General features: G+C 57.8%; 18 protein-coding genes. 4 read left to right on the forward strand and 14 right to left on the reverse strand.

What is annotated here, in order from left to right; all coding sequences use genetic code 11:
* The 13 genes from QVO43_RS03635 to QVO43_RS03695 all read right to left on the reverse strand — a co-directional run.
* Positions 1-268: PLP-dependent transferase (locus tag QVO43_RS03635; protein WP_288174460.1), on the reverse strand; the 268-nt coding region annotated here is incomplete at its 3' end.
* A gap of 111 nt (positions 269-379) precedes the next feature.
* Positions 380-1,258 (reverse strand): DMT family transporter, encoded by an 879-nt coding sequence (locus QVO43_RS03640; RefSeq protein ID WP_022487234.1) that lies wholly within the window; start codon positions 1,256-1,258, stop codon positions 380-382.
* 48 nt (positions 1,259-1,306) lie between these two features.
* Complete coding sequence (gene dinB / locus QVO43_RS03645; protein WP_022487235.1) at positions 1,307-2,488, reverse strand: DNA polymerase IV; 1,182 nt, start codon at positions 2,486-2,488, stop codon at positions 1,307-1,309.
* A gap of 374 nt (positions 2,489-2,862) precedes the next feature.
* A complete protein-coding gene (locus tag QVO43_RS03650) occupies positions 2,863-3,444 on the reverse strand; it encodes a manganese efflux pump MntP (RefSeq protein ID WP_022487236.1) in 582 nt (193 codons plus the stop codon).
* Positions 3,441-3,749, reverse strand: coding sequence for a hypothetical protein (locus QVO43_RS03655; protein ID WP_022487237.1), 309 nt, complete (start codon positions 3,747-3,749; stop codon positions 3,441-3,443). Before QVO43_RS03655 ends, QVO43_RS03650 begins: the two co-directional genes overlap by 4 nt.
* 94 nt (positions 3,750-3,843) lie before the next feature.
* The gene (locus QVO43_RS03660) at positions 3,844-5,079 is read right to left on the reverse strand and encodes a M24 family metallopeptidase (RefSeq protein ID WP_022487238.1); all 1,236 of its coding nucleotides are present in this window, start codon (positions 5,077-5,079) and stop codon (positions 3,844-3,846) included.
* 236 nt (positions 5,080-5,315) lie between these two features.
* Entirely contained in the window at positions 5,316-6,653 is a 1,338-nt protein-coding gene (gene bioA / locus QVO43_RS03665) for an adenosylmethionine--8-amino-7-oxononanoate transaminase (RefSeq protein WP_022487239.1), read from the reverse strand.
* Positions 6,654-6,663: 10 nt separating this feature from the next.
* A complete protein-coding gene (gene bioD / locus QVO43_RS03670; protein ID WP_022487240.1) occupies positions 6,664-7,350 on the reverse strand; it encodes a dethiobiotin synthase in 687 nt (228 codons plus the stop codon).
* A gap of 13 nt (positions 7,351-7,363) precedes the next feature.
* Positions 7,364-7,906 (reverse strand): biotin transporter BioY, encoded by a 543-nt coding sequence (locus QVO43_RS03675; protein ID WP_022487241.1) that lies wholly within the window; start codon positions 7,904-7,906, stop codon positions 7,364-7,366.
* 139 nt (positions 7,907-8,045) lie between these two features.
* On the reverse strand, positions 8,046-8,312 hold the full coding sequence (locus tag QVO43_RS03680; RefSeq protein ID WP_022487242.1) for a DUF1653 domain-containing protein: 267 nt from the start codon (positions 8,310-8,312) through the stop codon (positions 8,046-8,048).
* Positions 8,313-8,645: 333 nt separating this feature from the next.
* Complete coding sequence (locus QVO43_RS03685; RefSeq protein ID WP_022487243.1) at positions 8,646-9,512, reverse strand: DMT family transporter; 867 nt, start codon at positions 9,510-9,512, stop codon at positions 8,646-8,648.
* Between the two features lie 101 nt (positions 9,513-9,613).
* Entirely contained in the window at positions 9,614-10,786 is a 1,173-nt protein-coding gene (locus QVO43_RS03690) for an iron-containing alcohol dehydrogenase (protein WP_022487244.1), read from the reverse strand.
* Between the two features lie 74 nt (positions 10,787-10,860).
* Positions 10,861-11,490, reverse strand: a complete 630-nt coding sequence (locus tag QVO43_RS03695; RefSeq protein ID WP_022487245.1) for a formate/nitrite transporter family protein — start codon at positions 11,488-11,490, stop codon at positions 10,861-10,863.
* Between the two features lie 149 nt (positions 11,491-11,639).
* On the opposite strand from QVO43_RS03695, the gene QVO43_RS03700 reads away from it, so the two are divergent.
* From QVO43_RS03700 to glsA, 3 genes are all read left to right on the forward strand, one after another.
* Positions 11,640-12,590: a LysR family transcriptional regulator gene (locus QVO43_RS03700; RefSeq protein ID WP_022487246.1), complete on the forward strand. Its 951-nt coding sequence runs from the start codon at positions 11,640-11,642 to the stop codon at positions 12,588-12,590.
* Between the two features lie 103 nt (positions 12,591-12,693).
* Positions 12,694-14,097: an alanine/glycine:cation symporter family protein gene (locus QVO43_RS03705; RefSeq protein WP_022487247.1), complete on the forward strand. Its 1,404-nt coding sequence runs from the start codon at positions 12,694-12,696 to the stop codon at positions 14,095-14,097.
* A gap of 27 nt (positions 14,098-14,124) precedes the next feature.
* On the forward strand, positions 14,125-15,066 hold the full coding sequence (gene glsA, locus QVO43_RS03710) for a glutaminase A (RefSeq protein ID WP_022487248.1): 942 nt from the start codon (positions 14,125-14,127) through the stop codon (positions 15,064-15,066).
* A gap of 38 nt (positions 15,067-15,104) precedes the next feature.
* On the opposite strand, the gene QVO43_RS03715 is transcribed toward glsA, so the two are convergent.
* Complete coding sequence (locus QVO43_RS03715) at positions 15,105-16,523, reverse strand: yidE/YbjL duplication (protein ID WP_022487249.1); 1,419 nt, start codon at positions 16,521-16,523, stop codon at positions 15,105-15,107.
* Positions 16,524-16,817: 294 nt separating this feature from the next.
* Here QVO43_RS03715 and gltS point away from each other — a divergent pair, with 294 nt between their 5' ends.
* Positions 16,818-18,053: a sodium/glutamate symporter gene (gene gltS, locus QVO43_RS03720; RefSeq protein ID WP_022487250.1), complete on the forward strand. Its 1,236-nt coding sequence runs from the start codon at positions 16,818-16,820 to the stop codon at positions 18,051-18,053.
* Positions 18,054-18,195: the final 142 nt, after the last annotated feature.

An 18,195-nucleotide genomic window follows, 5' to 3' on the forward strand; every position in this document is an offset into this window, starting at 1 on the left:
CGCCGCTGGCCGTAGCCAGAGCCGCCACCCCGCCTTCCAGGGCGGCGATCCGTTTTTCAAAAACGTCTTCCGTAGGGTTGGTGAGACGGCCGTACACATTCCCGGCATCCTTCAGGGCGAACCGGTCAGCAGCATGCTGGCTGTTCCGGAACACATAGGACGTGGTCTGGTAAATGGGCACTGCCCGGGAATCAGTGGCGGGATCCGCCTGTTCCTGCCCCACATGGAGCTGCAGAGTTTCAAAATGGTATTTCTTTTCTTCGCTCATTGTCTTGGCCTCCCAAAATAATCTCCGCTTTAATTACTACCGCTTTAGTATGATTTACATTATAGGGACTCAAACCCTGGCTGTCAATAGAATTTGCAATCTTTTTTTCCATCAGTCATTCCGGGCCAATACACAGACCATGACGATGATGCACAGAGCCCCCAGCAGTTCCACCAGCCCCACCCGGTTCCCCATGACCGCCACGGAGAAAAAGTAGGCGGAGAGAGGTTCAAAAGCCGCCAGGGCCCCGGTTTCCGCCGGAGGGATGTATTTGGTGCTCTCCAGGTACACATAATAGGCCACCAGGGTCCCCAGCACGAACAGGATCCCAAAAGCCGCCGCCGTGTGGATGTCCAGGACGGCCCCCTCCAGAGTGGGATGGTGGAACAGTTTCAGGAGCAAGGCATTCCCCAGGCTGCTCCAGCCCAGGATCAGGAAGCAGCTGTACTTTTTCAGCAGTACCGCCGCATAGGCCGTATAGAAAGCCATACCGAAGGCCCCCAGGATCCCGTACACCAGCGCCTCCCGGGAGACCGCCAGGGACGCCCCCTGGCCCTTGGTGGCAATGAGGGCCGTCCCCAGAAGAGCCAGCACCACCGCCAGCACTTCCCGCCGAGTGGGCAGCCGCCGGTCCTTCACCAGGTACATGAGCAGCAGGATGGCGGGCATGGTGTACTGGAGCACCGTGGCTGTGGCCGCATTGCTGTAGTAGATGGCCTTGAAAAAGGTCACCTGCATGAGATACAGCCCCAGGACAATGAACTTCATCATCCATTTCCAGTCGTTTTTCAAGGGGGCCAGAAGATCCTGCTTCTGGAACAGGCAGATTCCCAGGAAGGAGATCCCGGTACAGATCATCCGCCAGAACAGGATGGTGGACCAGGTGAAATGCTGATCCACCATCAGGTATTCCACACTGTTGCTGCTGCTGCCCCACAGAGTGGCCCCCAGTAGGACCATCCCCACACCGATTTTCTTCTTCCGTTCCATCAGCCGTCTCCTTTCCGTCCTCCGGCCCCCCCTTCAGACAGTTCTATTCTACCTTTTTTCCCGTTCTCTGACCAGACGGGTTTCCCCCTGATTCCAGCCCTTCCGGATAATATCCTCCCCGAACCGCTGCTTCAGGGCGTCCAGGGCCCGGTTCCGCTTTTCCTGCCGTGCATCTTCCACAGCCAGGCTCTGGGATCCTCCAGGCACCAGGTGGCTGACGCTGACTCCCAAAAGCCGAACCGGCTGGGTCCAGGGCAGCTGCCGGGCCAGGAGACGGATCTGTTCCATCAGGGCCTCATCCTGGCAAACCGGTTCCTCCACCGTCCGGCTCCGGGTCAGCAGCTGGAAGCCGGCGGTCTTCACCTTCAGAGTTACCGTGCAGCCGGACAGGCCGGCGCACCGGAGCCGCCACCCTACCTGCTGGCACAGGTCCCACAGGGCTCCCAGACAGGTTTCCGGCCCCACCAGATCCACCGGGAATGTGTTCTCCTTCCCCAGGGATTTCCGCTGTTCGTCCGGCACCACCGGACGGCTGTCCAGGCCCCGGGCCCGGTCCCGGATTTCCTCCGCGTTTTTCCCCAAAAGAGGCCGCAGGATCCGGGGATCGCAGCCCGCCAGCTGGCCAATGGTCCGGATGCCCATTTTTTTCAGGGCCCCCACGGATTTCTGCCCCAATCCAAAGATCCGTCCCACCGGCAGGGGCCCGATGAAGGCCGCCGCCTCTTCCGGCCGGATGATCACCAGCCCGTCCGGCTTCCGGAGATCGCTGGCCAGTTTGGCCAGGAATTTGTTGGGGGCCAGCCCCACGGAAGCGGTAAGGCCGGTTTTTTCCCGGATCACCTGTTTGATCCTGGGTCCCAGGGCATACACATCCCCGGCCAGGGCCTCCATACCCGTAAGGTCCAGGAAGGCTTCATCGATGGACAAGGGCTCCACCACCGGAGAAAATTCCCGGAAGATCCCCCGGATCTCCCGGGAGATTTCCGTATACCGGTCATACCGGCCCTGGACATAGATGGCCTGAGGACAGAGCCGCCGGGCCGTGGTCATGGGCATGGCGGAATGGACCCCGAATTTCCGGGCTTCATAGGAGCAGGTGGACACCACTCCCCGGCCGGAAAGCCCTCCCACAATCACCGGTTTTCCCCGGTATTCCGGATGATCCAGCTGCTCCACCGAAGCAAAGAACGCATCCATATCCACATGCATGATGTACCGCTGACGGACCATTTTGATGTCCTCCTTTTGGAAAAGGGCTGTTGCTTGTGCAACAGCCCTTTTTTAAGGTCTCGGGTCTCGAGTCGTGAGTCTCGAGACCCTGGATAGAACCTGTCCTTCAGCCAGGTTCTTCTTATTGTGTATAACCGTAGGGGGCGCAGGCCCGGCGCCCCGCAAAATGCGCAGATCATCGATGATTTGGCGGGCTGCCCGGCGTGCAGCCCCTACGGTACCGATTTACACGTTCAAAAATTTGCCTGCAAATTTCTCATTCGGCTCGGGACTCGAGACTCGAGACCAATCCGCTATGCGGCTCTTGAGACCGGAGTGTTACACGCAGCATGCAGTACCCCCGTCAATGGCCGAAGGATGCCAGCTCCGCTGGCTTAGAACAAAAACGGCGTCCAGTTGTCCAGGATCCCGTAGTGCTCGATGACAGCCTTCAGGCCGATCAGCAGCAGGACGAAGCCCCCTGCTTTTTCTGCCCGTTCCTTGCCCCACATGCCGATTACCGAACCGCAGGCGCAGCCCAGGAAGGACAGGCAGAAGATGATGGTGCCGATTTCCAGCACCGCCGGCAGGATCCGGATATCCAGGAAGGCGAATCCCACGCCCACCCCCAGGGCATCCAGGCTGGTGGCCACCGCCAGACCCAGCATGGTCCGGAATCCGGTGATCTTTTCTTTTTCCTGGTCCTCCCCGGCCTCTTTGATCATGTTCCAGCCGATGTAGGCCAGGATCACAAAGATGATCCAGTGGGAATAGGCTTCCGCCACCCTGGCGAAATGGCTTCCCAGTTCGTAGCCGATAAACGGCATCAGGGCCTGGAACACTCCGAACCAGGCTCCGAAGATCAGGCCTCCCTTGAACCGTTCCCGGCCTTCCATTTTCAGCCCCCCGCAGACGGAAACCGCAAAGGCATCCATGGACAGGGACACCGCCAGCAGGAAGAGAGTCAGAGCACTCATTTCCGGACGCCCTGGAGGACAAAATAGGTCAGGAACTTCAGTACCCGCAGTTCCTTTTCATTGTGCCGCTTGTCTTCGCTCATCTTTCCAAACACCGGCAGGGCCGTCTTCAGCATGGCCTTGGTGATCCCGTGCTGGCGTACCCCTCCCTGGAGGACGGATTTCCCGAATCCTTCCAGCACCTGAAGGGTCTGGCGTTTTTCCGCCCCGGTCAGCTTCCCGTTCCCCAGGATTTGCTTTTTGATGACTTCTTTCTGTTCCAGGAAGTCCTGTTTGTCCAGGAGTCCCGTTTCTTCTGCTGTCATATTTCTTTTTAACTCCCCTTGTTTCCGGGCCCTTTCCACAGGCAGGGCCCCATTGATTGTATCTTGTTATTTTATCATTTTCCCCGGTCTGAAATCAACGGACAACCCGCAGAGGCTGGGAACCTCCCGTCAGGCACACCGGCCCGTCAGGACCGATCCGGTAGGTGTTTTCCGTGCCCACCATGCCCAGTCCCGGCAGGGCGATCTTGGGTTCCACTGCAAAGACCATGTTTTCCTCTACCCGGTCCTTCACCCCCCCGGCGATCACCGGGGTCTCATCCATGCACATGCCGATGCTGTGGCCCAGGAACCGGCCTCCGTTCATGAACATCTTTTCATAATAAGGATCGAAGTCCCCCATCACCTGGTCGTAAATGTCCCCCAGCACCGCTCCCGGTTTCAAAAGAGCCAGGGTCTGCTGTTCCAGATCCAGACAGTAATTGTAGGCCCGGAGGATTTCCTCTTTGGCCGGATCCCGGTCCAGGTCCCCGAAATAGTACACCACCGTCTTGTCCGTATTGTACCCGTCCACCCCGCAGGGAATGTCCAGGTACACCAGCCGGCCCGGCTTCAACAGACGGAAGGCCGACCCGATGCTCTGGACCGCCACACAGGTGCCGCTGGTGCCCCCGGGGCCGTCAAAAGCGGTCCGCACCAGGGCGCTTTTCCCGAAGGAAGCCAGGCCGATGGCATCTTCCCCGGTAGGCCGGTTGGTCCGGGCCACCCCCTGGCTGCCTTTCAGCACCATCCGCAGGTATAGCTGGATGGCCAGTTCCGCTTCGCTGATCCCCACCTTCAGGAAAACCGGAGCCTCGTGCATCAGCACGTCCGCATGGATCCGGCCGCTGCGGCTCAAAAGAGCCAGTTCATAGCCGCTTTTCACGCTCCGGAGGCCGCTGAGCACCGGATCCAGGTTTTTCCGGACTTCAAAAGGGAAATATTTCCGGAAGAACCGGAGCCATTCCAGGGAGGTGTGCTTTTCATCCAGGTACACTTCCCGGGGCAGGGCGTCCCCGTAGTACTCCGCCGGCTGCCGGTAGCTGTGCATCCGCCGGATCCACCCTTCCGGCAGGAGACTTTCGTTGAGAGCCCGGGCCAGGCTCCGGCGCACCCACAAAATGGCGTCCTGGGGACGGACCAGGAAGGCACCCTCCTGCATGGTACCGGTAAAATAATACATGTCCAGCTTGTCGGTGATCACCGCCAACTGCCAGGCCGGATCCTGCCGGGACAGGGCCTCCCGAAGCCGGGCCAGCCGGTTTTCCAGTTCCTCCCGGGGTACCCGGCGCAGATCTTCGCTGATCAGGATATCATGTTCCAAAATGGTCATAGGATGTTTTCCTCCTGTTGTTTTACTGGGAATGTCCCCATCTTACCACGAAAAAGGAGCTGCTGCACGAAAAAGGTACAGCAGCTCCTTCTGGGAGTTCCTCATGATGCTGATCCGGAGGGACGGACCAGGACGAAATCAGGCTCGTTGAATTCGTTGTCCTTATTATAGGACAGGTTCTGTTTTATGTCAACCTCATTTTATTTTTGGTTTACCTTTTCCCAGGCAGCCGGCTCTCAGGCCAGCACCTGTTCCAGGATATCCATGGCCTGGGTCAGCTCCGCCCGGGTAATGGTGAGAGGCGGGTTGAAATACAGCACATCTCCCAAAGGCCGGAGTACCAGTCCCTGTTCCAGGGCCTTTTGATAGAAGTGATACCCCAGCCGTTTTTCCGCCGGGAAGGGCCGTTTGGTCTTTTTGTCCGCAACCAGTTCCAGGGCGTGGATCAGGCCGATGTGGCGGATTTCTCCCACCAGGGGATGGTTCCCGAACCGGGCTTCCATTTCTCCAGTGAGCCACCGGGCGGTTTCCCGGGCCCGGGGCAGGATCTGTTCCTGTTCCAGCACATCCAGCACCCCGTGGGCCGCCGCACACCCCAGGGGATTCCCGGCATAGGTGTGGCTGTGGAGAAAGGCCTTATGCTTGCCGTAATCATCGTAGAAGGCCTCATAGATCTCCCGGGTGGTCACCGTCAGGGACATGGGCAGGTACCCTCCGGTCAGTCCTTTGGACAGGCACAGCACATCCGGGGTGATCCCGGCCTGGCCGCAGGCGAACAGGGTACCGGTCCGGCCGAAGCCCGTAGCGATTTCGTCGGCGATCAGCTTCACCTCATAGGCATCGCACAGCGCCCGGAGCTTTTGGAGATAGAGAACCGGGTACACACGCATGCCGGCGCTGCCCTGGAGCAGGGGCTCCACGATCATGGCGGCAGTTTCCCGGCCGTGGAGGGCAAAGGCTTCTTCCGCTTTGGCGAAGCATTCACACCGGCAGTGGTGCCGGTCCTTTCCATAGGGGCAGCGGAAACAGTCCGGGGCTTCCACATGGATGTTGTCCATCATCATGGGCTTGTACAGTTTGGCGAACAGATCCATGCTCCCCACGGACAGAGCCCCGATGGTTTCTCCGTGATACCCTTCCGTCAGGCACATGAACCGCTGTTTTTCCGGATGGCCGGTCTGGGCCCAGTACTGGAAACACAGCTTCAGAGCCGCTTCCACTGCCGCCGATCCGTTGTCGTGGAACTGGAACCGGCACAGCCCTTCCGGCACCAGGGCCTTCAGCCGTTCCGCCAGGGTAATGGCCGGGGCATGGGTGAAATTGGCAAAGATCACATGTTCCAGTTTGTCCAGCTGGTCTTTGATCCGTCCATTGAGCACCGGATTCCGGTGGCCCAGCAGATTGGCCCACCAGGAGCTGACAATGTCCAGATAGGCTTTGCCGTGGATGTCGTAGAGCCAGACTCCCTGGGCATGATTGATGACCATGGGAGGCAGGGTTTCGTAATCTTTCATTTGTGAACAGGGATGCCAGATCAGGTCCAGGTCCCGCTGTTCCATCGTTTTGTGTTCCATTTTCGCCTCCTTAGGTATAGGTTTCCAGCAGTCTGTCCAGAGGGCCTTCCAGTTCCCGGTCCCCTTCCTTTACACAGGCCAGCACCGGCAGGCCGGTAAGTTCCTCCACCATGATCCGGTTGTCTTCCTGCATCCGGTCTCCCGGTTTCCACCGGTTGAACAGGATTCCCCGGACAGGAATGGCCCGGTGCCGGAGATATTCCACCGTCAGCACCGTACTGTTGATGGTCCCCAGTCCCCCATCCGCCACCAGAAGGCAGCCCAGGTCCAGAGCCTGGATCATGTCCTCCAGCAGCAGGTGGTGAGCCTTTTCCCAGCCCAGAGGACACAGGATGCCCCCGCTGCCTTCCATGGTAAGATACTGGTGCCGGTCTTTGGCCTTCCGGAAGGCCTGCCGGATCTTGTCCAGGTCCACCGGATGGTTGTTGATCCGGGCCGCCAGATGAGGGGACACCGCTTCCCGGTACACATAGGTCACCAGATCTTCCAGAGGGTCCGGGATCCCGGCGGTTTCCTTCACCCAGGCCGCATCCCCGGGCACCAGTTTCCCGTTTCCGTCCGGTTCCGCCCCGCTGAGGGCGGCCTTGTAGTAGCTGCCGTCCAGCCCCGCTTCCCGGATCTTCTTCACCAGAAGCCCGGTCACATAGGTCTTCCCCACATCCGTACCCGTTCCCGTAATGAATATCGCTTTGCCCATTGCATTCCTCTCCTTACACCCAGATTCCCGCTTTCCGGCACCGGAGCCCTACAAAGGCCGCTCCCAGGCACAGGAGGAAATCCGGCACCACCTGGAGTACCCCGCAGTACCACAGGGCCGCCCAGAAGCCGATGGGGGCCTGGACCAGATAGTTGGAGGACAGCCAGAAATAGCTGATCCCCAGCACATAGACGATGACCATCCCCACCAGGTTGATCCCCAGGAGCCGGGACAGGGTCACCTCAGCAGTTCCCTGCCGGGCCAGCTTCCCGCAGACCCAGGCCTGGATGGTAAACCCCACCAGATACCCAAAGGTGGGCTGGAGCACATAAGAAGGCCCTCCTCCCGAAGCAAACACCGGGATCCCCACAAGGCCCATGACCACATAGGTCCCTACGGCCAGGGCTCCCAGCCGGGCTCCCAGCAGCAGTCCCGCCAGCAGGGTGAACATGAACTGCAGGGTGTACACATCGCTCCCCACCGGGATCCGGATCAGAGCCCCCACTGCCACCAGGGCAATGAACAGCCCGCACAACACCATTTCACGCAAACGCACAGCCTCACCTCCAGAATTTTCAGACTTCCTCACCATACAGGAAATGGTCTATTTCGTCAACCTAGTATTTTAGTATAGTTAACGTAAAAGGTGAGCTGCAATGCAGCTCACCTTTTTGTCAGCTGTCAACCGACAGCCCTTACACCTTCTCAAACCAGTACTTCTGCTTCACTTCCGGATACTTCTTATGATCCACTTCGCTGTAGAACATGGCAGAGGGGCGGACGTAGAGTCCGAAATCTCCGTAGAGGGCCTGGTACACCATCAAAGGCTCCCGGGTTTCCGAATGGACCGCCGGGCCGATGATCTGGTACAGGTACCGGTTGGTCCGTTTCTCCTCCTCCGTCAGCCGTTCCCGTTTAAAATGCCGGACAATGTCACCTGGATGAAAAATACGGTTTTCCATTTTCATTCTCCTTGTAATTAAAATAAAGGAACCCGCAGTAGGCGGGTTTCTTTAATGATAAACGCATCCGTTGGATGCTAACCCACCACCAGCCTCACGGCTGGTCCCCCGCCCTTGAAAAGGGCGGATAAATGGCACATCGGGCTTACGCCCTTGTGCCGCAAGCAAGGGCCAGAGGCCCGAGCGTATATCCGCCCCTTTGCAAGGGCGGGGGACCGTTGCGCTTGCGCAATGGTGGTGGGTTAGCAGCGCCAGCTGCGTTTCCCTTCAAAGGCCGGCGGATGCCGGCCTTCCTTCGACCGTTGACAGCTGACCGTTGACCGGCCTGCAGCCCTACTTCCTCTCTCCGCTGATCATGCCTCCCAGCACCAGACAGATCCCGGCCAGCTGGAGCTCCGTAATGGGCTCCTGGAGCACGAATACGGAAATACACACAGCCACCACCGGATCCACATAGCTGAGGATGGCGGTGGTCTGGGCCGGCACCTGGGTCAGGCTGCCGAAATAGATCCCGTAGGCCAGCCCGGTGTGGACGATCCCCAAGAGCAGGGTCAGCCCCCAGCCAGCGGCCGTCATGGTGTGGAAATCCAGCTGTCCGGTGACCAGGCAGTAGGCCAGCAGGAAAAAGGCCGCCGTCCCCAGCTGCACCGCTGTCTGTTCATAGGGATCCAGGCCCTGGATGGTCTTGCTCAGCACAATGATCCCGGCATAGAAAAGGGCACCGGCCAGAGCATACAGGACTCCGGCAATATCACCCATGTCCCCGTTGGAGCCCAGCACCCCGGATACCAGCAGCATGCCCCCGATGGTAATGGCCGCGCACACCAGCTTCCGGCGGCTGATGGTCTCATGGAACACCAGAGGGGCTGCCGCCAGCATGAACACCGGAGCCATGTAGTAGCACAGGGTGGCAATGGCCACGGTGGTATGGTTGAAGGCTTCAAAAAAGAACACCCAGTCCAGCCCCAGGAGAAGGCCGCTGAGCAGCAGCTTCGGGGCACGGGCCTTCAGCCGGTCCCGGTGGAAGGGGATATGGCCCCCCTGCATCAGCACCAGCAGAGTCAGACACCCCAGGGTGGCCCGGAGAAAGGCCAGAGGCACAGAGCCCAGAGGGATGAACCGGCGCACCAGACCGATGGTGCCGAAAATGGCCAAAGACAGGAGCATCTGCCCCCGGGGAGAGAGAAATGAAAAATTCATGGAATGGTTTCCGTCCTTTGCTTCAGTTTGGGAAAAAAGGGGGCTGTTGCCGAAGCAACAGCCCCGACAACCTAAGTTGTACCACCTTTGTACAACCTGTTTTACCGATAGGCTTTCTGGTAAATGGCCACACAGTCTTCCCGGGTCAGGGCCATCCGGTCGTTGGCAAACAGGCCTTTCATGGCGGTCATGGCATTTTCCGCCATTTTGGGGAATTCATCCGGAGCAATCCCGTAATCGCTCATTTTCAATCCGTCCACGCCGCAGGCTTTCTGGAGATCGGCCAGGGCCGCCAGGAAGTCCTCCGGCCCCCGGGCCTCCTTCCGGCCCAGGAACCGGGCCAGATCCGTCAGCCGGTCATCACACACATGGTGCTCTGCCATCCAGCCGAAATAGGCCAGGGAAACCATGATCAGCCCGGCACCATGGGGCAGGGCTTCATGGTAGGCACTCATGGCATGTTCCAGGGAATGTTCGCTGGTGCAGCCTCCCAGGACCATGGCATAGCCGGACAGGGTGTTGGCAAAGGCCATGTGGGTCCGGGCTTCCAGGCTGCTGCCCTGGGCCACTGCCTGGGGCAGGAATGTCCCGATGTCCCGGATGGCAGTGGAAGCCACCATGTCGCTCATCAGGTTGGCCTTCCGGTTCACATAGGTTTCCAGGCTGTGGAACAGGGCATCGAACCCCTGGAACGCCGTAAGCCGGGGCGGCACCGTCACCATCAGTTCCGGATCCACAATGGCCAGGAAGGGATACAGATCCGGAAATTTCAGCCCGATCTTTTCATGGGTTTCCTGGTTGGTGATTACGCTGGTGGCATCCACTTCCGAACCGGTGCCTGCAGTGGTGGTAATGGCGATCACCGGCAGGGCCCGGCGGGCATGTTTCTGTCCTTTGCCGGTGCCGGATCCCACATAGTCCCATAAATTCCCCTCGTTCACCGCCATAAGGGCAATGGCCTTGGCGGCATCCATCACCGAGCCTCCACCCAGGGCCACGATCAGGTCCGCTCCCAGTTCCCGGGCAGCCCGGGCTCCCTGTCCCACACTTTCCAGGGTGGGATTGGCCTGGATCCTGTCGAACACCGCCGCAGCCACTCCAGCCGCCGCCAGTTCCTTTTCCGTCCGGTCCAGATAGCCGTTGGCCCGGGTGGATTTCCCGCAGGAAATCACGATCAGGGCCTTTTTCCCCGGCAATTCCTGGCCATGGAGCTGGTTCAGCTGCCCGGCTCCAAACAGCACTTTCGTGGGTATGTCAATTTGAAATGGATTCATCCTAACGCCCCCTCAGCAGAATATACTTCGAGTATAGCAAAAAAGCCCTCCGGATGCCAGTCCCGTTCCCCCTTTTACCGGGCCGCCCGGCGCCCTGCCTGCCGGGCCCCCCAGGCGGTGATCCCTCCGCACACATTGCCGGCGGTGATCACCAGGAGCCGCACCAGGGTTTCCTGGTCCATCTGGCCCGCCATGAAATAATAGAACATGTCCGCCACACTGTGTTCATAGCCACTCATGATGAACACGGTGATCCCCACGAAAATAGCCAGGTATTTCCCCAGCACATGGGGAAAGGTTTTGTACCCTTCCACCGCAATGAACACGAAGAGATTGCAGAAGAACCCCAGCACGAACAGGCTCAGGAAGGTATCCCCGTTTTTGGCCATCACCAGGGCCTGGGCCGCCTTCCGGGCCGCCGGCCCCATCCGGGTCAGAAACAACAGGTTGGCCGCCAGCCCGGCCCCCAGCCAGTTGCCGATCCAGATCACCGGGAACTGGAGCCAGCGCCACAAAGGCTGTTCCAGGGCATAGCACACCCGGCCGGTGAACAGGTGGAACTGCATTTCGCAGATGGTGCAAAGACCGATGCAGAACAGCACCGCTCCCACCAGCTTCTCCGTCTGGAGCAGGAACACCGCTCCCCCCAGTCCGATACAGAACCCTGCCGCAAGGGAAGAAGGCAGTATTTTCGTCAGCTTCATAAGATTCCTCCTTGAATTATTGGAATTCCATTCCATTGATGGGTTGTACCCGAAATATACCACACCCCCTATCGGGAAATCGTCAAAAAAAGACAGTGAAAATTTAAAATTATGTTATAATACAGCTGACATCACACCAGGAGGTTCCCATGGACACCAACAATCTTCGCTATTTTGCCGCCGTGGCCCAGTACGGGTCCATTACCCGGGCGGCCAAAGCCATGTACATATCCCAGCCCCAGCTCAGCCACATCATCAAGCAGCTGGAAAAAGAAATGGGTCTCACCCTGTTCCGGCGCACCAGCCAGGGCACCCGGCTGACCCTGGACGGCCAGCGGATCCTGGCCCATTCCAAGGTGATCCTCCGGGAAATGGACCAGCTCCAGCACCTTTCCTCCGCCCGGAAGCAGGACTGCGGCTGCCTGAACGTAAGCATGACCCGTTTTTCCCACACCGCCGAATGTTTCAACGAAATATGCCGGCGCTACCAGGATGCGGAAAGCTTTTCCAACCATCTTTGCGAAGCCGCCACCTTGGATGTGATCTCCCAGGTGAAGAACGGCTATTCCAACGTGGGAGTGATCCACATGGCCACCCGCCGGGATGATCTGGAGGCCTATTTTTCCCAGCAGGGGCTCCACTACATCCCCCTGGCCGCGTTCCGTCCCTATGTGTGCCTGTCCTCTGACCATGAGCTGGTCCGACGGTTCGGCCGGAAGGGCATCCACCTTCAGGATCTCCGGGATTACGGCTTCGTCCGGTACATCGGCCAATATGAGGATTTCATCTACCACCTCAGCACGGAAAAAGGCCCCATCGATCTGAACGATACCCGGAAAGTGATCTACGTCAACGACCGGCAGGAACAGATGGCCCTTCTCTCCCGGACCAATTTCTTCACGGTGGGGATCATGGAATTCCAGGGACAGGATTCCCTGTACAAGGTGGTCTCCGTTCCTCTCTTGGACTGCAGCGAACACCTCCGGTTCGGAGCGATTCTCCGGGAAGGCGCCATGCTGTCCCGGATGGAAAACGATTTCATCCAGCTGCTCCGGGAACGGTATACCCGGCTCCAGGGAGAACATCCTTCATCGGCATGATAAATGGCCCCCATGTACATCATCTATTTCCCCGATACTTAATTCTTCTCTTATAATGAATTTATAGAAAAGCTTATAAATTCAGAACGGGAGGAACAACAAGATGATGGAATTTCTCGATGCCGTAGACAGTATCCTGTACTATCCGATCCTACTGGTGGTCATGGGGGCCGCCGGTCTCTACTTCAGTTTCCGTATGGGCTTCGTCCAGGTCCGCATGCTGCCGGAAGCCATCCGGCTCCTGATGGTAAAGCCCAAGGACGGAGGCACGTCCCCCTTCCAGGCCCTGATGGTCTCCACCGCTTCCTGTGTGGGCACCGGGAATATCATCGGGGTTTCCACCGCCATCTGCCTGGGTGGCCCGGGAGCCATTTTCTGGATGACCGTCATGGCCATTATCGGAGCCGCTTCCTCTTTTACGGAATGCACCCTGGCCCAGGTGTTCAAACGGAAACGTCCGGACGGTTCCGCCTACGGAGGCCCTGCCTACTACATCGAAGATGCCCTCCACAACAAGGCCCTGGCCACGGCCTTTGCCGTATTCCTGCTGCTCACCTACTCCTGCGGCTTCAACCTGCTGTGCTCCTACAACACCCAGTCCACCTTCTCCGTGTACAGCTTCTATGATCCTGCGGTGACTCCGGCCATCATCGGGGCCATCCTGGCGGCTCTGGTGGGAGCCTGTGTCATGGGCGGTGCCAAAAGCATCGAAAAGGCTGCTGGCATCCTGGTGCCCTTCATGGGGGTTGCCTATGTAATCGTTTCCATTGTGGTACTGGTGATGAACTTCGGGGAACTGCCCCGGGTGCTGGAAACCATCATGGCTGACGCCTTCAACTTCAAGGCCATTTTCAGCGGTATCGGCGGTTCCTGCCTGGTCATGGGCATCAAACGGGGCCTGTATTCCAATGAAGCCGGTGTAGGGTCCGCCCCCAACGCGGCAGCTGCAGCCTCCACCACCCATCCGGTGAAACAGGGCCTGGTCCAGATGCTGTCCGTCTACATCGATACGGTGATCCTGTGCAACGCCACCGCCCTTATGTGCCTGGTGTCCGAAGTGCCCGGAAACGCGGAAAACGCCGGGGCCGTCTGGGTCCAGACATCCCTCCACAAAGTCCTGGGGAACTTCGGTCCCTGGTTCATTACCGTAGCCATGCTGCTGTTCTCCTTCACCACCCTGATCGGGAACATCTACTACTGTGAAAACGGCCTGGCCTATCTGAACCACAAAAAAATGCCCGGTTCCGGGTTCATGAAAGCCTTTAAACTGTATGCCGTGCTCATCGTCTTTGTGGGTGCCATCATCCCCATGGCCGCTGCTTGGGATCTGGCGGACATTATGATGGGAGGCATGACCCTGATCAACCTGACTGCCTGCGTGCTCCTGGGGAGTGTGGTGGTCAAGGCCTATGAAGATTACAGAATGCAGAAAGCCGCCGGACTGGATCCCCACTTCAAGGGAACGGCCCTGGGGCTGAAACCGGAAGAACTGGACTTCTGGAAATAAACAAAACAAGAAAGGAAGAGTGCCATTATGGTCATGGACAAAGAAGAGATCCAGCGGATCCTGGAAAAAGCCCTGGAAGAAGGACGGAATGTGCTGTATGAAGGCAAAGTGGCCAGCTACATCCCGGAACTGGCCAAAGCCAACTCCGGGAACCTGGGAGTCTGCCTGATGCGGAAGGACGGGTCGGAATACTGTGCCGGGGATTATGACATCCCCTTCACCATGCAGAGCATTTCCAAAACCTTCTCCCTGATCCTGGCCCTCCAGACCGCCGGCTATGACAAGGTCTTCAGCAAAATCGGCATGGAGCCCACAGGCGACCGGTTCGACAGCATCCTCCAGCTGGAGCTGAAAGACTGGCGTCCCTTCAACCCCATGATCAACGCTGGGGCTATCGTCACCGCCAGCTGCATCGAGGCTCCGGATCCCTTCCAGAGCTTCCTGGACCTGGTCCGGAAGCTGTGCGCCAATCCCAAAATCGGTCTGAACCAGTCCGTCTATCAGTCGGAAAAGAAAACCGGCACCCGGAACCGGTCCATTGCCTTCCTGCTGAAAAGCGACAATGTGCTGGACGGAGAACCGGAAGAAGTGCTGGATGTATACTTCCGCATGTGCTCGGTGATGGTCACCGCCCGGGACCTGGCCCATTACGGCATGATTCTGTCCAACCACGGGGTGGATCCCACCACCGGGGAACAGCTGGTGGATTCCACCATCGTCCGGATCGTCACCACCCTAATGATGCTCTGCGGCATGTACGATGAATCCGGAGAATACGCCGTGAAGGTCGGCATGCCCAGCAAAAGCGGCGTGGGCGGCGGCATCTGCGCCATCGCCCGGCACGGCATCGGCATCGGCACCTTCGGTCCCATGCTGAACAAAAAGGGCAACAGCGTGGGGGGCGAACGGATCCTCCGGGTCCTCTCCGACTCCCTGGGGCTGCATGTGTTTGATACGAAGGAATTCTAAAAAAAAGGGGCTGTTGCGCAAGCAACAGCCCCTTTCACTCAGATCGGCAATTTATGGATAATAATGGAGAAGATTACCATGAACAGGGTGGCCAGAGGCTGGGTAGCCCCGTAGGACACCGCCGGTTCATCGCATTCCAGGGCATCCACGGCAGCCCCCAGGCCGGGAGCGGAAGTCATGCCCCCGGTAATGGCCCCGCTGAGCAGGGTCCAGTTGATGTGGAAGGCATAGCGCCCCAGCAGGAACCCGAACAGCACGGACAGGATGGCCACCAGGGAGGAAATGATTACGATCATGTACCCGGCCCCGGTAATAGCATCAACGACCCGGAACCCGTAGTTCAGGCCGGTACCTGCCAGGAACACGGACAGGAAATAGGTCCGCATCTTCCCCAGCACCGTGGAGTTCATCCGGAAGTTCACAGGACCCACTTTCCCAATGGAGCCCAGCCCCAGGGAAACCAGGATGGCACCGCCGGTGGAACCCAGAGAGAACATCCCCAGGGGCCCCATGTAAATCTTGATGGAACCCAGCACATACCCCAGGAACGCCGCCAGGGAGAACCCGACGAAATCCATGGGCACTTCCGGCATGGTGGAAGCCGCCAGCTTTTCATTGTTCTTGATGTCGATGGCCTTTTGGGCAAAGTATTTCTTCTTTTCTTCTTCTACGTCAAACCCGAAGATCTTGGGAATTACGTTGATCCCCAGGATCAGGAACAGCACCCCGAAGGGATACCCGATGGAGTGGCCCACCCCTACGCCGGCCTTGGCTTCCGTCACGAAGACTTCCACATCTTCCGGGCTCAGGGATTGGGTGTTTTCCAGAGTCATGGTTTCCGGAACAGGAGTGCCCCGGAGTTTGGCATCCCGGGTTTTGGCCCCGTTCACAATGGCCAGGATCTTCTTCTGGGCCTTTTCAGGCTGGTTGGCAAAATCCTGGGCCAGCCGTCTGGATTCGCTGTCGGAAGATTCCGTAGCGGCAGCCAGACCGGCCGAACTGGTGAGGGCACCGGTGTAGGTACCGGTGATCTGGTACGGACTCAGGTTGTCGAGGGTCTGAGAAAATCCATAGGAAGCTACGGCCCCTACAAAAGGAATGAAAATGGCCAGGGCCACAAACTGTTTTCCGAATTTGTTGATGGCATATTTCATGTCTTTGGCGGCCAGCAGCCCGGTCCCTACAATGAAGATCAGCAGAGACAGGTTCATCAGGGAGCCGTCGATGACTTTCCCCTGCATCACCTTCAGAGCGGCAGCGTAGTACTTGCTGCCCTTTTCGAAAGTGGCGGCATACTGGGTCAGGAAATACCCGATGCCCAGGCCGATGAACAGGGTCCCGGTAATCCCGAATCTAAACTTCCGGAATTTCAGTTCCCCAAACAGGTTCCCCAGTGCCATGGTGGCAAACAAAAGAACCAAGGGATTGAAGATAAAGGCAATCAGATTGAATTGCATATGAAGTTGTCCCCCTCTAAAAAAGAATAAGAAAAAGAATAAAAATAAATATGCGTATATTGTACAGGAGATTGGTGAAATAGACAATAGTTCTGAAAAGTTATTTTTATTTTTTGTATATTAAGATATTTTATGGTCTGTGTCCAGTATTTTTAACTCGAATGTTGCTTTTGTAACATTTTCAGATCACGTTCTTCTAAATCTTTCTGAATTCTTTTAAAACTATCCATATTTCGTTACAATATATAATATATATGATTTCTGCATTTTTACTCAGAAAGGAAGCGATGTTCCATGTCCATCATTATGCTGAAAAATGTCCTGACTTTCAAGGCGGATGCCATTTTTACCGCCGCCCTGGCAGCCGTCATGCTGCTTTTGGGATACTGGGTGAAGGGGAAGAGTTCCGCCCTCCGGAAATACTGCATCCCGGCTCCTGTGGTGGGAGGATTCCTGTTCATGTTTATCACCTTCATCGGCCATCAGACCGGAGCCTACGGATTCAAATTCGACACCTATTTCCAGGATCCCTTTATGCTGGCCTTCTTCACCACCGTGGGGCTGGGTGCCAGCATCACCCTGCTGAAAAAAGGCGGGGGCCTGCTGATCATCTACTGGCTGGTGTCCGGCATCGTCTCCATCTGTCAGAATGGCATCGGCATCGCCTTTTCCAAGATCTTCGGCATTGAAGCCCCCTATGCCCTGCTGGCCAGCGCCATTTCCATGATCGGGGGCCACGGCGCCGCAGCCGCCTATGGAAAGACCTTCGTATCCATGGGCTATCCTGCCGGACTGGAAGTGGGCATGGCCGCCGCCACCTTCGGTCTCATCTCCGCGGTGCTGGTAGGGGGCCCGGTAGCCCGGATGCTCATTGAAAAGTACCATCTGGAACCGGATCCCACGGAAAACTTCGACACGGATGTGGAAAAAGTCAACGCCGCTTCCCAGGAAAAACTCAGCTCCCTGGACATTATCAAGAACGTCACCGCCATCCTGTGCTGCATGGCCATCGGCTCCATGATCTCCGGCTGGATCGGGAAACTGATCCACATGAGCTTCCCCACCTATGTAGGGGCCATGTTCACCGCCGTGATCCTCCGGAACCTGAATGAAAAATACTATTTCTATCAGTTCAATTTCTCCCTGGTGGACGGCATCGGAGATGTGATGCTGAACCTGTACCTGGCCATCGCCCTTATGACCCTGCGGCTGTGGGAACTGTCCGGGCTCCTGGGCGGCGTAGTGCTGGTTGTGGCGGCCCAGGTGGTGTTCATGGTCCTGGCCTGCCGGTTCGTGATCTTCAAGGTCCTGGGAGGCAATTATGACGCAGCCGTCATGTGCGCCGGGCTCTGCGGCCACGGGCTGGGAGCCACCCCCTCCGCCATCGTGAACATGACCGCCGTCAAAGACAAATACGGCATGAGCCGGAAAGCCTTCATGATCGTCCCCATTGTAGGGGCCTTCCTGGTGGACGTGATCTACCAGCCCCAGACCATAGCCTTCATCAAGTTCTTCGTAATGCCGAAGTAAGCAAAGAGGGTGCTGCAAAAAGCGTGCAGCACCCTTTTTGCTGTCAGCGGACAGCGGTAAACGGCCGAAAGCAGATGCCCCCACATCTGGTATTCATCCGCCGCTGACACAAAAAAATTCCGCATCCATCAGATGCGGAATT

Source organism: Acidaminococcus sp. CAG:542 (assembly GCF_000437815.1).
Lineage (GTDB): Bacteria > Bacillota > Negativicutes > Acidaminococcales > Acidaminococcaceae > Acidaminococcus.

Excerpts from the sequence above, each read along its gene's own strand:
- QVO43_RS03640 (WP_022487234.1), bottom strand. The coding sequence starts at position 1,258 with ATGGAACGGAAGAAGAAAATCGGTGTGGGGATGGTCCTACTGGGGGCC.
- dinB (WP_022487235.1), bottom strand. The coding sequence starts at position 2,488 with ATGGTCCGTCAGCGGTACATCATGCATGTGGATATGGATGCGTTCTTT.
- QVO43_RS03650 (WP_022487236.1), bottom strand. The coding sequence starts at position 3,444 with ATGAGTGCTCTGACTCTCTTCCTGCTGGCGGTGTCCCTGTCCATGGAT.
- QVO43_RS03655 (WP_022487237.1), bottom strand. The coding sequence starts at position 3,749 with ATGACAGCAGAAGAAACGGGACTCCTGGACAAACAGGACTTCCTGGAA.
- QVO43_RS03660 (WP_022487238.1), bottom strand. The coding sequence starts at position 5,079 with ATGACCATTTTGGAACATGATATCCTGATCAGCGAAGATCTGCGCCGG.
- bioA (WP_022487239.1), bottom strand. The coding sequence starts at position 6,653 with ATGGAACACAAAACGATGGAACAGCGGGACCTGGACCTGATCTGGCAT.
- bioD (WP_022487240.1), bottom strand. The coding sequence starts at position 7,350 with ATGGGCAAAGCGATATTCATTACGGGAACGGGTACGGATGTGGGGAAG.
- QVO43_RS03680 (WP_022487242.1), bottom strand. The coding sequence starts at position 8,312 with ATGGAAAACCGTATTTTTCATCCAGGTGACATTGTCCGGCATTTTAAA.
- QVO43_RS03685 (WP_022487243.1), bottom strand. The coding sequence starts at position 9,512 with ATGAATTTTTCATTTCTCTCTCCCCGGGGGCAGATGCTCCTGTCTTTG.
- QVO43_RS03690 (WP_022487244.1), bottom strand. The coding sequence starts at position 10,786 with ATGAATCCATTTCAAATTGACATACCCACGAAAGTGCTGTTTGGAGCC.
- QVO43_RS03695 (WP_022487245.1), bottom strand. The coding sequence starts at position 11,490 with ATGAAGCTGACGAAAATACTGCCTTCTTCCCTTGCGGCAGGGTTCTGT.
- QVO43_RS03700 (WP_022487246.1), top strand. The coding sequence starts at position 11,640 with ATGGACACCAACAATCTTCGCTATTTTGCCGCCGTGGCCCAGTACGGG.
- QVO43_RS03705 (WP_022487247.1), top strand. The coding sequence starts at position 12,694 with ATGATGGAATTTCTCGATGCCGTAGACAGTATCCTGTACTATCCGATC.
- glsA (WP_022487248.1), top strand. The coding sequence starts at position 14,125 with ATGGTCATGGACAAAGAAGAGATCCAGCGGATCCTGGAAAAAGCCCTG.
- QVO43_RS03715 (WP_022487249.1), bottom strand. The coding sequence starts at position 16,523 with ATGCAATTCAATCTGATTGCCTTTATCTTCAATCCCTTGGTTCTTTTG.
- gltS (WP_022487250.1), top strand. The coding sequence starts at position 16,818 with ATGTCCATCATTATGCTGAAAAATGTCCTGACTTTCAAGGCGGATGCC.